Here is a 13,464-nt window from a genome sequence, read left to right on the forward strand (position 1 = left end):
GCGAGTCAACGAAAAAGGCAGACGCGCGGTCTGCCTAATCCTTGAGCCGGTACCCTCGTCGGAAGACCCAGTAGCAGATCGCGTAGAAGATCACGTTCAGCGCCGCCATGACGACGGCGCCCAGCACGATCGACCCGTCCGCATGGCCGGTGAATGCATAGCGCAGCCCGTCGATGGCATAGAAGAACGGGTTGAAGTGGCTGATCGTCTGCCAGACGCCGGGCAGACGCTCGATGGAATAGAACGTACCCGACAGAAATGACAAAGGCATGATGACGAAGTTGGTCACCGCCGCCATATGATCGAACTTGGTCGCCCAGATGCCGCCCAAGAGGCCGATCAGCGACAGCAGCATGGACGCGGACAGCGCGTAATAGAGCGCCACCAACGGATGCGGCAGCGCCACGTGCACGAACGGCAGCAGCGGCAGCACCACCACGACGGCGACCAGCAGGCCGCGCGTGATGCCGCCCAGCACGAAGGCCAGCGTCATCTCGCCGGCGCTCAGCGGCGGCATCAGCAGGTCGACGATGTTGCCCTGCACCTTGGCGATCAGCAGCGACGAGGAGGTGTTGGCGAAACTGTTCTGGACGATGCCCATCATCACCAGGCCCGGCACCAGGAACTCGCCGAACGGCATGCCGTCGACCACGCGGTGATCGCCGCCCAGCGCCACCATGAAGATGGCGAAGAACAGGATGGTGGTGACCGCCGGCGCGAACACCGTCTGCATGCCGACCTTCATGAAGCGCTGTACTTCCTTGCAGTACAGCGTCCACAGGCCGATCCAGTTGACCCGGCCCATCGGGCGCACGTCGTAGGCGGGCTTTTCGATGATCTGGTGCATGGCCGCGGTTCTACTCCCTGCCCGCCATCATGGGCAAGTCCCGCACGCGTGCCGCCGCGCACGCGCGCCGTGCGGCGATTGACGGCGCCGCCCCGCGCCCCATATCAGGGTCCTGAACGCCGCCGGTGCCGCCGAAACCGGCGGAGATTGACCAAAACCGGCGTTTTTTGTAGTGTGCGCCGCCACACCTCCGGACAGGACGTTTAAAGCATGACCATGGGTTGGACCGAAGATCGGGTCGAGCTGCTCAGGAACCTTTGGAAGAAGGGTCTCAGCGCCAGTCAGATCGCCGAGGAACTCGGCGGCGACGTCACGCGCAACGCCGTCATCGGCAAGGCCCACCGCCTTGGCCTGTCCTCGCGCCCGTCGCCGGTGAAGAAGCCGGTCGAGGAAGCGGCCGAGCCCGCCGCCAAGCCGGTCAAGAAGGCGCCCAAGGTCGAAAAGCCGGCACCCAAGGCCGAGCCCGAGATCATCAGCATCCTGACCCTGACCGACCGCATGTGCAAATGGCCGCTCGGCCATCCCGGCGACGCGGATTTCCGCTTCTGCGGCCGCAAGTCCACGCCGGGCCAGCCCTATTGCGCTCACCACGCCGCCATGGCTTACCAGGCCCCCCAACCCCGCAAGGACCGCCGCCGCGGCAACCGCTGAAAGGGTTCTCGCGCCCGGAACGAACAGGGGCGGCCCGCAGCCCCCCTGACGTGTCACCCCGGATTCATTCCGGGGCCCGCCTCTCCACGCGATGGCCGCAAGAGACTGGCGCCAGCGCGGACGCTATTCCCACCCCGATGCCCCTCGCGCGCCCACAGGCCCCGGAATAAATCCGGGGTAACGGTATAGGTGCGGGGCAAGGCAGCGGCTTCCCAGACACCACCCTTTGCGGCGGGCGGAATCACTCACCACGCCCTCTGGGAGTTTGCCGCAAAAAGGGCGGCCGCGCATGCGGGCCGCCCTTCACGTGTCTCGTTACCCCGCCCGGCCAAAAAGCCAGGAACGACGGCTGCCGCGCTACCTTACTTGGTTTCCGCCGGGGCCTCCGGAGCCGGAGCGGGCGCCGGGGCCGCCGGCGCGTCGTGGCCTTCATGGCCGGTGGTTTCGCCCTCGGGCTTCGGCTTCTCGATCTTCGCCTTGCCGCGCAGCTCGCTGATGATTTCCTCCACGACCTTGTCGCGCTCGGATTCCTTGATCTGGGCTTCCACGTCGGCCTGCGCCGGCGGGGTGCTCTGGCGGGTCTCCATCACCTTGATCACGTGCCAGCCATACTGGCTCTTGACCGGGGTCTTGGACACTTCGCCCGGCTTCAGGGCGGTCACCGCCTGCGAGAATTCCGGCACCATCTTGTCCGGCGAGAAGAAGTCGCCCAGATCGCCGCCCGCCGCGCCCGAACCCGGGTCCAGCGATTTTTCCTTGGCCAGGGCGGCGAAATCGGCGCCCTTGTTCAGCGCGTCGATGATCGCCTTGCCCTCTTCCTCGGTCTTCACCAGGATGTGGCTGGCCTTGTATTCGGTGGCGGGCTTGAACGACGCGACCATCTCGTCATAGGCCTTCTTCAGCCGCTCGGGCGTCAGCTTGGCGTCGATCTGCTTGGTGATCCAGACTTCCTCGAGCGCCGTTTCCTTGGCCAGCTCGAGCCGCTCCTTGTACTTCTCGTCCTTCTCGATGCCGTCGGCCTTGGCCTGCTCGACCATCAGCTTCTGCTCGATGAGGCGCGACACCAGCTGTTCCTGCAGGAACTCGATCGGCAGCTGTCGGTACTGGGGCGGCAGGTTGTTGTACAGCGCGTCGACGTCCGACTGGTGGATGTCGTCGCCATTGACCGTGGCGACGACGACGCTGGCCGTGCCCGCGTCCTTTTCCGGCGCCTTCTGGTCGCAGGCTGTCAGCGCGACGCAGGCGAGGGCGATGCCCACCGCGGGTCCGAGTGCGAATTTCATGGTGAACAGGCCTTCCCTGGGGTTGGAGGGCCGCTGTGGATGAGGCAGCGGCATGACGCAATACGGACCATGCCTTTAGCAATGTGCCGCGACAAAAGGAAGATGTAACTCCGGTGCGCGCGGCGGCAACCGTATGGATCGGGATTTTCCGTCCGCGTCAGTGGCCGTGCCCGGCATGTCCATGGCTGTGGCCGTGACGCAGCCGGTGATAGGTCAGGTGCAGCAGCGAGCCGGCGACGAAGGCCTGCAGCCAGGCGAATTCGGCCTCGCTGGCCACGTCCGCCACCGCCGATGCCGCCACATAGCCGGCGATGGTCGCGATGACCAGCAACGCCAGCACGATGGCCGCCGCGCGGGTGCCGAAATTGGTCTGGACCAGCCACCAGATCGCCAGTCCGGCGGGGAAATTGTGCAGCACCACCGCCACCGACAGGGTCTCGTGATGGCCGTGGTGCCCGGCCAGCAGTGCGGCGCCGTCCGCCGCGCTGTGCAGCACCAGGCCGATCACGCCGACCGCCAGCGTGGCGATGTGCACGCCGCGCTCCTTGTGGTGCAGCAGCGCCTCCGCCACCAGCGGCCCGGCCAGGCCGGCCAGCGCGAACGGCACGGCGAGCCAGCCGCCGGCCCCGGCGGTGTCGACCAGGATCAGCACCGCGAGGACGGTGATCACGCCGGTCACGACCAGGTCGAGAACGCGCCGCAGCCCTGCCATCTCCCGCAGAAGCTGGTAGGCGAGTGGCCCGAGGAGCAGGGCGGTGATGCCGGCGGCGAGATACATGGAGCGCGTTATAACATAACGGTTAATCCAGTCTGGATTTATGTGCCACTCCCGGCGGCGGCGCAAGCGCCGCATGGTGGACGTCGGACTTGCAAACAATGCCGGGCGCGGGCTTATGATGCGGCGGGAGAACGCCATGCCGCTCAGAGTACCGCCCGCAGTCCTCGCCCTGTTCGTCGCCGCCGCGCTGGCGGGACCCGCGCATGCGGCCGAGGCCGATTTGTCCAACGCCAGTCCGGCCGAGCTGGAGGCGCTGATCCAGCAGAGCCCGGCGCGCGGCGCCCCCAGCGACGCCTCGCTGCGGCGGATCGAGGCCATGTATCGGTTGGGTGATCTGCGCGGCGACACGACCATGATCCGCGCGGGGGCCGACGCGGCCAGCGCGGCGCTCTCGGCGCTGGAAGCGGGCGGGCGCGGCGCGTTGTGGGTGACCGCCAACAAGCATCTGGGCACCGCGCTCGTCATGCTGGCGCGGCGCGGCAACGACCGGACCCGGCTCGACGAGGCGATCGCCGCCTTCGAGTCGGCGACCCTGTTCGCCCGTGATTCGGTGCCGGAACAATGGCCGGGCCTGATGAACAGCATGGGCATCGCCCAGTGGACCAAGGGCAATCTGGCGCGCGATCCGTCGCAGGTGCGCCAGGCCGCGGCCACGTTTCGTTCGGCGCTGGACAATGGCGCGGTCCCCGTCTCCGACCGCGAGAAGATCCGCCTGCAGGTGAACCTGGCCAGCGCGCTGGTCGATCTGGCGACCATGGCCAGCGAGGAGGCGCCGCTGGACGAGGCCATCGAGCGCTACAACGCCGCGCTGGCCTCGGCGGCGGCCATGGGCGGCGGCACGCAGCAGGCCATCCTGCAGGGCAATCTGGCCCAGGCCCTGACCATCCGCGGCTCGAACCGCCGGTCCATCGACGATCTTGAACAGGCCGTGAAGCTGACCAAGACGGCCATCGCCTACTGGACCTCCATCGGCGCCACCGACGCGCTGAACGAGGCGGACGCCAATCTGCGCCAGACGCTGGCCCTTCTGACGGAACTCTATAACGCGCGCTGAACTGTAAAAACGGGGGATGACATGGTTGCCTTGGACCACTACCGGACGCTGGGGCGTTCGGGCCTGCGTGTGTCGCCGCTCTGTCTGGGGGCGATGACCTTCGGCGAGGATTGGGGCTGGGGCGCCAACGCCCAGGACAGCCGCCGCATGTTCGACATGTATGCCGACCGGGGCGGCAATTTCATCGACACCGCCGACGGCTATACCCAGGGCACCAGCGAGACCCTGGTCGGCGAGTTCATCGGCCCGGCGCGCGACCGCTGGGTGATCGGCACCAAGTTCACCATGAACACCTCGCCCGGCGATCCCAATGCCGGCGGCAACGCGCGCAAGAACATGATGCGCTCGCTCGAGGGGTCGTTGAAGCGGCTGGGCACCGACTACATCGATCTCTACTGGGTCCACGTCTGGGAATTCCGTACCCCGGTCGACGAGGTGATGCGCGCGCTCGACGATGCGGTGCGCCAGGGCAAGATCCTCTATGCCGGCGCGTCCAACACGCCGGCGTGGATCGTCAGCCAGGCCAACACCATGGCCGAACTGCGCGGCTGGACGCCGTTCGCCGCCATGCAGCTGGAATACAATCTCCTCGAGCGCACGCCCGAGCGCGACCTGCTGCCCATGTGCCGCCAGCTCGGCCTCGCCACCGTGCCGTGGTCGCCGCTCGCCGCCGGGCTCCTGACCGGCAAGTACGGGCGCCAGCACATCGCCGCGCCGGGCGCGGGCGACAACCGGTCGCTGGGCGGCGGCGGCGGCACGCGCGAGGAGATGGTCGCCGCCTCCGGCCGCGTTACCGAGAAGGTGCTGGACATCAATGACGGCCTGCGCGCCGTCGCTGGCGAAGTCGGCGCGACCCCGGCGCAGGTGGCGCTCGCCTGGGTGCTCGCCAAGGGCGTCACCAGTCCGATCCTCGGCGCCCGCACCCCGGCGCAGCTCGAGGACAATCTGGGCAGTCTCGACGTGACCCTGTCACCGGTGCAGATCGACCGGCTCGACGCGCTGACCGCGATCGAGCTCGGCTATCCCCACGATCTGATCCAGGGCCGATTCATTCAGGACGTGGCCGATGGCGGAACGGTCATCGACAAGCCGTTCGGTCGTCCCGCCTGAGGCCAGTCCTCAGCCGGCCGGCGGGCGTGGCTTGTTGGTCAGCTTCCACTCCTGCCGGGCGGCCCATTCCCGCATGGTTTCCAGCTTGATCGGAATGCGGTCGAGCACCGGCTTCACGTCGACGCAGAACGGCTTGGTCTCGGCGAAGTTGTTGTAGATGTAGAACTCCTCCATCCGCTTCACGATGGCCGCGTGCTCGTCGGGGCCGATGGTGTTGCCGAAGGCATCGGCCAGCGCCTTGCCGAAATCGGCGGGAAAACGCGGCACGAACTTCACCGGACGGCCGGTCGCTTCGGTCAGGATCTGGGCCACGTCGTCGGGCACGAGACGCTCGGGACCGCCGATGTTCATCCACGCGCCTTCCAGGTCGGGGCGGTCGATGGACGCGATCATGAACTTGGCCACGTCGTCCAGGCTGATCCAGTTGGCCTGCAGGAACGGGTTGTGCGGATAGGTATAGACGCCGTCGCGCACGATGGACTCGAACGCCCAGCTGGTCAGCAGATTGTCCATGAACAGCACCGAGCCGAACACGGTCGCCGGACAGCCGGTGCGCCACAGCCGGTTGATGGCGATGGTGTTCAGGCCATAGCGGCCCGGATCGCCGGCGCGGTCCGGAATCCACATGGACGTGTTCCAGACCATGCGCTTGACCCCAGCCTTCACGCAGGCCTTGCCGACGCGCTCGACCCACTCCACGCGGTCGCCATAGCGAACCGGATGGGTGTAGAACACGGCATCGACGCCGTTCACGGCGTTCTGCAGCGACGCATCGTCGGCCGTGTCCGCCGGCACGACAGTGATGTTGCCCGACCCCTCGAAAACCTCGCCATAGAACGGGTCCGCGCTGCGCGACAGCGCCCGCACGTCATGACCCGCCTTCACCAGCTGGCGCACCTGCGCCAGGCCTTGCCGGCCGCTCGCGCCGAAAACCGCTACCAATGCCATCCTGTCCTCCCTCGGTGACTGCATCTGCCGAGGGATAGAACCACACTCCAAAAGACCGATCAAGGATGATCGGTCTTTATCATGGACAGGCCGCGCCATCTTTGGAACACTCCCAGCCATGGCAGAAGAAACCGTCCATGAATCAGCGCGTCCGCGCCGCCGCTGGCTGACCCAGCGCGGGGAACGCGTGCGCGGTGTGATCCTCCGTGCCGCGGTGCAGTGCTTCGTCGAGGTCGGCTATGGCCGCACGACCATGAGCGAGGTGGCCAAGCAGGCCGGCGTCACCCGGGGCCAGGTGCAGCATCATTTCGCCACCACGCCTGATCTTCTGGCGGCGGCGGTGCGCTGGCTGCACGCCGAGATCGGGCGGGAACTGGACGCCGGCCTCGCGGCGCGGGATGGCGCGCGGGGCAGTCTGGCCGAGACGGCGGTCTCGGTGCTGTGGGCGCATGCCTCGGGCTCGTTGCAGACGGCCGCGCGCGAGCTGACGGCGGCGGCGCGCACCGATCCGGAACTGCGCCGGGTGCTGGATGAAAGCCGCGCCGAGATCGAGGCGGAGCGCAACGGTCGGCTCCGGCATCTCTACCGGGAATTGCTGGAGCTCGATCCGCCGGGCTTCGCCATGCTGGCGGATTACATGCAGGTGTTCCTGCACGGGCTGGCCGAAACCTCCTTTGCCAGCGACGACGAAGCGCGCAAGGCGGCGCTGCTGGATTTCTTCGTCAGCAACATCCGCCGCTTCTGGACCGACCGGGGCAAATCGCCCGATGCCGTCAGCACCGGCCAGGTCCGCGACCGAGCCGCGATCCCGCGCGGCGGCTGATCCGGCTCAGGCGGTGCCGTCCACCCTCCGCACCACCGCCTCGGCGCTCATGCCCGCCGTCCGCAGGTCGCGCAGCGCTGGCGCGCCCTTCGACTTCGCCAGGCGGTCGCCATTGGCATCGCGGATCAGGCCATGGTGCCAGTACGCCGGCACGGGTAAATCCAGCAGCGCCTGCAGCAGCCGGTGGATATGGGTCGCATGGAACAGGTCCTCGCCGCGCGTCACCAGCGTCACGCCCTGCAGCGCATCGTCGACGGTGACGGCGAGGTGATAGCTGGTCGGGATGTCCTTGCGCGCCAGCACCACGTCGCCCAGCGAGGCGGGATCGGCGGCGATCTCGCCCTTCAGCTTGTCGTGCCAGGACAGCGGGCCGGTAAGGGCCAGCGCCTTTTCCACATCGAGCCGGACGGCGAATTTCTCCCCGGCGGCGATCCGCGCCGCCCTGTCCGTCCCGGAACGGTGACGGCAGATCCCCGGATACAGCGCGCCTTCCGGGCCGTGCGGCGCGGCCGGGCTGCGCGCGATCTCGGCCTCGATGTCCTTGCGGGTGCAAAAGCACGGATAGGTGAGGCCCATCCCGTCCAGCCGCGTCAGCGCGGCCTCGTAATCCCCGAAATGCTCGGACTGGCGCCGCACCGGCCTTTCCCACTCCAGCCCGAGCCACGCCAAATCCTCGTGAATGGCCTGCTCGAATTCGGGCCGTGCGCGTCCCGTGTCGATGTCTTCGATGCGCAGCAAAAACCGCCCGCCCGCCGCGTGCGCCGCGCGGAACCCGGTCAGCGCCGACAGGGCGTGGCCCAGATGCAGGAAACCATTGGGACTGGGCGCGAAGCGGGTGACGATCATCGCAGCATCAGAACCCGATATTCCTGATCCACGTCGATACCCGCGACGCGCAGGCTGGCTTTCTCCAGGCCATAGACCTCGAAGCCGAAGCGGTCATAGAGCTTCCTGGCCGGTTCATTGAGAGCGGCAACCTTCAGCCAGACCAGATCGACCAGGGGTCGGGCGTGCGTGAGCACCGCATCGACCAGCTTGTCGGCGAGGCCGGTGCCATGCGCCGCCGGGCGCACATACATGGCGTACAGCACACCCCTGTGGCGTTCCTTGGCGCGGGGCATGACATAGAATCCGACGATTCCGGACAGGCGACCCTCGAGGAAACCGCCCCAGAACTGGTGGTCCTGCAGCATCCGTTCGAAATGGCTGTCGGGCTGCTCCCGCTCGACTTCCCACACCGTACCGAACGCATCAGGATGCAGCCGCAGGCACTCCAGCCTGATCTCCCGGAATGCCTCGGTTTCGGACGACCCGATCCGCCTGATCTCCATCACCGGTTTCCCTCCCTTCCCTTGACCGCTATCTTTGCGCGAGCCGGGCTCCATTTCATGTCAAAACCACCCGTTCGCCTGATCCCTTTGTTTCAAGGAACCGCCATGTCCGATCTGCCGAAACTGTCCGGTCCCAGCCTGCCGCCTTTCGCCGGCGGCCGACCGCGCAAGATCGTCGTGCTGGCCCATGGCTTCGGCGCCAGCGGGCAGGACCTGAACGGGCTGGCGCTCGGCTGGCGGGCGAATTTCCCGCACACGGCCTTCTACGCGCCGGACGGGCCGGACAAGGTGCCGGGCATGGAGGAAGGCTATCAGATGGGCTACCAGTGGTGGACCATCCGCAATTTCTCGGCGGCGGAAAGCGAAGCCGGCCTGCGCTATGCCGCGCCGATCTTCGACGCGTTCCTCGACCGAATCCTCGACCATGCGGGGCTGACCGAGGCCGATCTGGCGCTGGTCGGGTTCTCGCAGGGCACCATGCTGGCGCTGCATGTCGGGCTCAGCCGGGCCCATCCGGTAGCGGGTATCCTGGGCTATTCCGGCGCCATCGCGTCGCAGAAGCTGCTGGAGCCGGCGATCCGCTCGCGCCCGCCCGTGCAACTGGTGCATGGCGATCTCGATCACATGATCCCGCCCATGGCCATGGACACGGCCGCCAGCTTCCTGCGCCGCAACGACGTGCCCGTCGAAACCCACGTCTCGCCGCAGGTCGGCCACGGCATCGGTCCCGACGGCGTCGATCTGGGCGAAGCGTTCCTGTCGCGGGTGCTGGGCGGCGAAAAATAGCGCGCTGACAGCGCGGTTTGCAAAACTTGGTGGTGTCATAAAGAGGTCATACCCCATATAGTATAAGAGCGTGACTAAGGGAGCAGGAAACACCTGTGGAAGCTGCCTTACCATCACTGGAGAGTTGCCCGGCGCTGGTCCTCAACGCGGACTATCGGCCGCTCAGCTACTACCCTCTGTCCGTCTGGTGCTGGCAGGACGCGGTCAAGGCCGTGTTCATGGATCGGGTGAACATCGTCGCCGAATATGACCGGGTCATCCATTCGCCCAGCTTCGAATTCCGTCTGCCCAGCGTCATCTCGCTCAAGCGCTACGTGAAGCCGGCGCCGTTCCCGGCCTTCACCCGCTTCAACCTGTTCCTGCGCGACGAGTTCGCCTGCCAGTATTGCGGCAACCGCCACGATCTCACCTTCGACCATCTGGTGCCGCGCGCCTATGGCGGCATCACCACCTGGGAAAACGTCATCACCGCCTGCGCGCCCTGCAATCTGCGCAAGGGCGGCCGGACGCCGGGCGAGGCGGGCATGACGCCCCGATCCATGCCGTTCCGCCCGACCCAGTTCGACCTGCAGGAACGCGGCCGCCGCTTTCCGCCCAACTACCTGCACGAAAGCTGGCGGGATTACCTTTACTGGGACGCGGAACTGGAGCCGTAAGTCAGGCGGCGCTGGGGAGCGGACGGGCGCGCTCGATGCGGCTGCGCTCGGCGGGCGAGTTCATGGCGTCCCAGAGGTCGGTGCGGCGCTGGACGTTCAGCCAGAAATCCGCGCTGTTGCCGAACACCCGCGCCAGGATCAGCGCGGTCGGCGCGGTCACCGAGCGGCGGTCGTTGCACAACTCGTTGACGTGCTTGCGCGGCACACCCATCGCCTCGGCCAGCGCACCCTGCGTCAGGCCCAGCGGCTTCATGAATTCCTCGATCAGCATCTCGCCCACGGTCACGGGCTTACGTTTTGTGGTCAGCATGGCGTCACCTGTAGCTGTGGTCGTCCAGATAAACCTCGTCCGCTTCCCCCTTGGTCCCATCCCATCGGAAGACCAGCCGCCACTGCTGGTTGACCCGGATGGAATGGAAGCCATTCAGATTCCCGCGCAGCTTCTCGAAGTGATTGCTCGGCGGGACTCGCAGGTCCTGATCCGTCATCGCGTCATCGAGCAGCTGCAGTTTGCGAAATAATCGATCCTCAATGTCTGGCGGGATACGGCGCGACCGGACATCGTCGATGTAGAAATCCCGCAGCCAATCGTCCCGAAACCCAACAATCATAGGCGCCTATAGTGAGTTAGTGTACCACTCTATGGGTCAAACTTCAATCGCTACTGTGTTGGTGCTCTCGAAACCAGCGATTGGCCGATGGTGTGAACAGGAGAGCTAGTCCCACGGTCAGCAAGACCCCCTGACTCGCTAGGAGTAAATTGATCACGAGCTTCCCTCCCAGCCAGTCTGGATCTGGGAGCGCGCAAGCTGGACAATGAATTACGGTTGTTCCGTTCTCTTCAATGCTCCAGCTACGAGGTTCCTCATCGCCCATCTGACGGGTCCCTTCCTCGGTGAGAATCAGGTCGCGATGAAGCTTGGGCAATTCCTGCGCGGCGATGTAGCCGCTGAACAGACTGACAACCATGATCCCGAGGTAGATATAGCGCGCCCAATTGCCGCCATCGGCGAGGTTCTTCAACAGCACTGCGATAAGCGCCAGAACGAGTGCGATTATTATGACTTTCAACGGACTATAAATTGCGAGTAAGCCGAGGGAAGCCACGGCGAGAAGACAAAAATTTACCACCAGCAGGAGTAGTCCGACCAATACGGTGCGGGGCCTTTGCAGGATGGGCGTATCGTTCATCTGCTACCTAGCCATGTACCCGCCATCCACCACCAGGGACGAACCAGTGATGAAGCTGGCCTTGTCGGACATCAAGAAGATCACCGAATCGGCCACGTCCTGGGCGCTGCCGAAGCGGCCCAGCGGGTGCAGGTCGCGCAGCATCTTCTGGAACTCCTCGGGCAGCGGGTTGGCGCCCAGCCGGCCCTCGGCGATCACGCCGGGCGACACCGCGTTCACGCGGATGCCCTGGGCCGCGTATTCCAGCGCCGCCATCTTGGTATAACCCTCGACCGCGTGCTTGGTCGCCGGATAATGGCCTGAGCCGGCGATGGTCACATGCGCCTGGATCGAGCTGCAATTGACGATGGCGCCGCCCGTGCCCTGTTTCAGGAACTGGCGGATCTCGTGCTTCATGGACAGGAACACGCCGCGCACGTTGATGTTGAACATGTCGTCGAAGGTGTCGGCGTCCATGTCGGCGAGCAGCCCGCCCGCCGCGCCGATGCCGGCATTGTTGAAGGCGACGTCCAGCCGGCCGAAGCGGGCCGCGGTTTCGCCCACCATGCGCTCCACGTCTGCTTCCCGCGACACGTCGCCCTGGATGAACAGCGCCTCGCCGCCTGCCGCCTCGATCATGCGGACGGTCTCATGGCCTTCCTCGGCGCGCCGCCCAGTGATGCCCACCTTGGCGCCGGCCCTGGCGATGGCGAGCGCGGTGGTCTGCCCGATCCCGCTGGTGCCGCCGGTGACGAGCGCGATTTTCCCCTGAAGCATGGATGTCCTCCCCCTGTTGGGAAGGGAGTGTAGGGACAAAGTCCCCGGCCGTCACCCGGCCCTTGCGCCGTGCTCAGACCCGGCTCGACAGCCAGATGGCAAGGCGCGCGCCGGTCTTGATGGCGCCCGACAGCACGGGATAGCCCGGTGCCTCGCGCGCGCCGGCCTGCTCGGCCTCGTGCTTGTGCTCGATCTCCTCGGCGCGGCATTCCTCGATCAGGCCCTTCAGCGCCGGATCGTCACCCTCCAGCCGCTCGGCCTGGCGGGCATAATGCTCGTCGATCACTTCCTCGACGGCGACGGTACAGGCCATGGCCGCCTTCTCGCCCATCAGCGCCGTCGCCGCGCCCAGCGCGAAACCGGCCATGTGCCAGACGGGCGACAGCAGGGTCGGGCGCACGCGCCGCTCGTTCATCAGCCGGTCGAACTTTTGCAGGTGCACCGCTTCCTGCGCCGCCATCCGGCGGATGGCGTTGCCCGCTGGGCGCGCGCCCAGCACGGCGATCTGGCCTTCATAGATGCGGACGGCGCCATATTCGCCGGCCTGGTTGACGCGGATCATCCGCTCGGTTTCCTGCGCCTGGGTCATCTCGCCCGGCAGCCGTTTGGGGGCGTCGGTCATCAGCGTCCTTTCACCGCGAGCCGGAAGGCGACCAGTGCCAACAGGCCCGATATCAGGAAGTTGTATCCCGCCATGGAGATGCCCAGCAGCGACCACGGCGTTTCGTCGCAGCGGACCAGACCCTGCCGCATCACCGCGTCGAGGATGTTGCCGGGGCCGCTCAGGTCCGGCACCGAGCAGGTGTCCGGGCCGGGCCACCAGTGATATTCCACCCCGGCGTGATAGCCCGCGATCCCCATGCCCGCCAGCAGGGCGAGCCCGGTCAGCAGCAGCGGTATCCGCGCCGCGCTGAGGCCGCCGCGCGTGGCCATGGCGGTGGCGAGCGCCGCCAGCGGGATCGCCACGTAATAGGCATAGCGCTGCCAGTAGCACAGCTTGCACGGCGCCAGGCCGCCGATGTACTGGAAGCCATAGGCGCCCAGGATCATGGCGAGGCAGGCCAGCAGCAGAAACACCGGGCCGGTGATGGATGATGTCGCCGATGGGCGCATGCGCGTGGCTCTTCCTCGTGGCATCGACAATCCGGTGTAACAGGCCGGCCCGCGCCGGGCAACCGGCCCGATCCTGCTTTGGCCGCAAGGCACGGAGTTCGCCGCCGGCCGTTGTTCCCTAGATATGGGTTGATCGC

General features: G+C 66.6%; 18 protein-coding genes. 6 read left to right on the forward strand and 12 right to left on the reverse strand.

The features are described 5' to 3' along the window. Positions 1-34 precede the first annotated feature (34 nt). Entirely contained in the window at positions 35-847 is an 813-nt protein-coding gene (locus WJU17_RS13040) for an ABC transporter permease (protein WP_346327833.1), read from the reverse strand. A 216-nt stretch (positions 848-1,063) separates the two neighbouring features. Here WJU17_RS13040 and WJU17_RS13045 point away from each other — a divergent pair, with 216 nt between their 5' ends. After that, positions 1,064-1,498, forward strand: a complete 435-nt coding sequence (locus WJU17_RS13045; protein WP_346328951.1) for a GcrA family cell cycle regulator — start codon at positions 1,064-1,066, stop codon at positions 1,496-1,498. 362 nt (positions 1,499-1,860) lie between these two features. On the opposite strand, the gene WJU17_RS13050 is transcribed toward WJU17_RS13045, so the two are convergent. Both WJU17_RS13050 and WJU17_RS13055 read right to left on the reverse strand, forming a co-directional pair. Next, positions 1,861-2,781 carry a peptidylprolyl isomerase gene (locus WJU17_RS13050; RefSeq protein ID WP_346327834.1) on the reverse strand — a complete coding sequence of 307 codons (921 nt, stop codon included), beginning with the start codon at positions 2,779-2,781 and terminating at the stop codon, positions 1,861-1,863. A 157-nt stretch (positions 2,782-2,938) separates the two neighbouring features. After that, on the reverse strand, positions 2,939-3,559 hold the full coding sequence (locus tag WJU17_RS13055; protein WP_346327835.1) for a hypothetical protein: 621 nt from the start codon (positions 3,557-3,559) through the stop codon (positions 2,939-2,941). Positions 3,560-3,695: 136 nt separating this feature from the next. On the opposite strand from WJU17_RS13055, the gene WJU17_RS13060 reads away from it, so the two are divergent. Both WJU17_RS13060 and WJU17_RS13065 read left to right on the forward strand, forming a co-directional pair. Next, positions 3,696-4,613: a hypothetical protein gene (locus WJU17_RS13060; protein WP_346327836.1), complete on the forward strand. Its 918-nt coding sequence runs from the start codon at positions 3,696-3,698 to the stop codon at positions 4,611-4,613. Between the two features lie 21 nt (positions 4,614-4,634). Beyond that, positions 4,635-5,723 (forward strand): aldo/keto reductase, encoded by a 1,089-nt coding sequence (locus tag WJU17_RS13065; RefSeq protein ID WP_346327837.1) that lies wholly within the window; start codon positions 4,635-4,637, stop codon positions 5,721-5,723. A gap of 9 nt (positions 5,724-5,732) precedes the next feature. On the opposite strand, the gene WJU17_RS13070 is transcribed toward WJU17_RS13065, so the two are convergent. Next, complete coding sequence (locus WJU17_RS13070) at positions 5,733-6,671, reverse strand: NmrA family NAD(P)-binding protein (protein ID WP_346327838.1); 939 nt, start codon at positions 6,669-6,671, stop codon at positions 5,733-5,735. Between the two features lie 118 nt (positions 6,672-6,789). Here WJU17_RS13070 and WJU17_RS13075 point away from each other — a divergent pair, with 118 nt between their 5' ends. Further along, entirely contained in the window at positions 6,790-7,494 is a 705-nt protein-coding gene (locus WJU17_RS13075) for a helix-turn-helix domain-containing protein (protein ID WP_346327839.1), read from the forward strand. A 6-nt stretch (positions 7,495-7,500) separates the two neighbouring features. Here WJU17_RS13075 and gluQRS read toward each other — a convergent pair whose 3' ends face one another. Together gluQRS and WJU17_RS13085 are read right to left on the reverse strand one after the other, a co-directional pair. Then, a complete protein-coding gene (gluQRS, locus tag WJU17_RS13080; RefSeq protein ID WP_346327840.1) occupies positions 7,501-8,340 on the reverse strand; it encodes a tRNA glutamyl-Q(34) synthetase GluQRS in 840 nt (279 codons plus the stop codon). Continuing rightward, complete coding sequence (locus WJU17_RS13085) at positions 8,337-8,825, reverse strand: GNAT family N-acetyltransferase (protein WP_346327841.1); 489 nt, start codon at positions 8,823-8,825, stop codon at positions 8,337-8,339. Before WJU17_RS13085 ends, gluQRS begins: the two co-directional genes overlap by 4 nt. A 105-nt stretch (positions 8,826-8,930) precedes the next feature. Here WJU17_RS13085 and WJU17_RS13090 point away from each other — a divergent pair, with 105 nt between their 5' ends. Both WJU17_RS13090 and WJU17_RS13095 read left to right on the forward strand, forming a co-directional pair. Further along, the gene (locus WJU17_RS13090; RefSeq protein ID WP_346327842.1) at positions 8,931-9,611 is read left to right on the forward strand and encodes a dienelactone hydrolase family protein; all 681 of its coding nucleotides are present in this window, start codon (positions 8,931-8,933) and stop codon (positions 9,609-9,611) included. 95 nt (positions 9,612-9,706) lie between these two features. Next, positions 9,707-10,267 carry an HNH endonuclease gene (locus tag WJU17_RS13095; RefSeq protein ID WP_346327843.1) on the forward strand — a complete coding sequence of 187 codons (561 nt, stop codon included), beginning with the start codon at positions 9,707-9,709 and terminating at the stop codon, positions 10,265-10,267. Position 10,268: 1 nt separating this feature from the next. Here the strand turns inward: WJU17_RS13095 and WJU17_RS13100 are convergent, their stop codons facing one another. The 6 genes from WJU17_RS13100 to WJU17_RS13125 all read right to left on the reverse strand — a co-directional run bounded on the left by WJU17_RS13100 (position 10,269) and on the right by WJU17_RS13125 (position 13,327). Next, positions 10,269-10,577, reverse strand: a complete 309-nt coding sequence (locus WJU17_RS13100; RefSeq protein ID WP_346327844.1) for a HigA family addiction module antitoxin — start codon at positions 10,575-10,577, stop codon at positions 10,269-10,271. Positions 10,578-10,581: 4 nt separating this feature from the next. Continuing rightward, positions 10,582-10,878, reverse strand: a complete 297-nt coding sequence (locus WJU17_RS13105) for a type II toxin-antitoxin system RelE/ParE family toxin (RefSeq protein WP_346327845.1) — start codon at positions 10,876-10,878, stop codon at positions 10,582-10,584. A 43-nt stretch (positions 10,879-10,921) separates the two neighbouring features. Then, entirely contained in the window at positions 10,922-11,458 is a 537-nt protein-coding gene (locus WJU17_RS13110) for a hypothetical protein (protein ID WP_346327846.1), read from the reverse strand. Between the two features lie 3 nt (positions 11,459-11,461). Beyond that, a complete protein-coding gene (locus WJU17_RS13115; protein WP_346327847.1) occupies positions 11,462-12,214 on the reverse strand; it encodes a glucose 1-dehydrogenase in 753 nt (250 codons plus the stop codon). A gap of 73 nt (positions 12,215-12,287) precedes the next feature. Beyond that, positions 12,288-12,836, reverse strand: a complete 549-nt coding sequence (locus tag WJU17_RS13120) for a demethoxyubiquinone hydroxylase family protein (protein ID WP_346327848.1) — start codon at positions 12,834-12,836, stop codon at positions 12,288-12,290. Next, positions 12,836-13,327 (reverse strand): disulfide bond formation protein B, encoded by a 492-nt coding sequence (locus WJU17_RS13125; RefSeq protein WP_346327849.1) that lies wholly within the window; start codon positions 13,325-13,327, stop codon positions 12,836-12,838. The genes WJU17_RS13120 and WJU17_RS13125 overlap by 1 nt, the downstream gene beginning before the upstream one ends. Between the last annotated feature and the right edge of the window lie 137 nt (positions 13,328-13,464).

The sequence above is a fragment of the Iodidimonas sp. SYSU 1G8 genome, assembly GCF_039655775.1.
Lineage (GTDB): Bacteria > Pseudomonadota > Alphaproteobacteria > SMXS01 > SMXS01 > RI-34.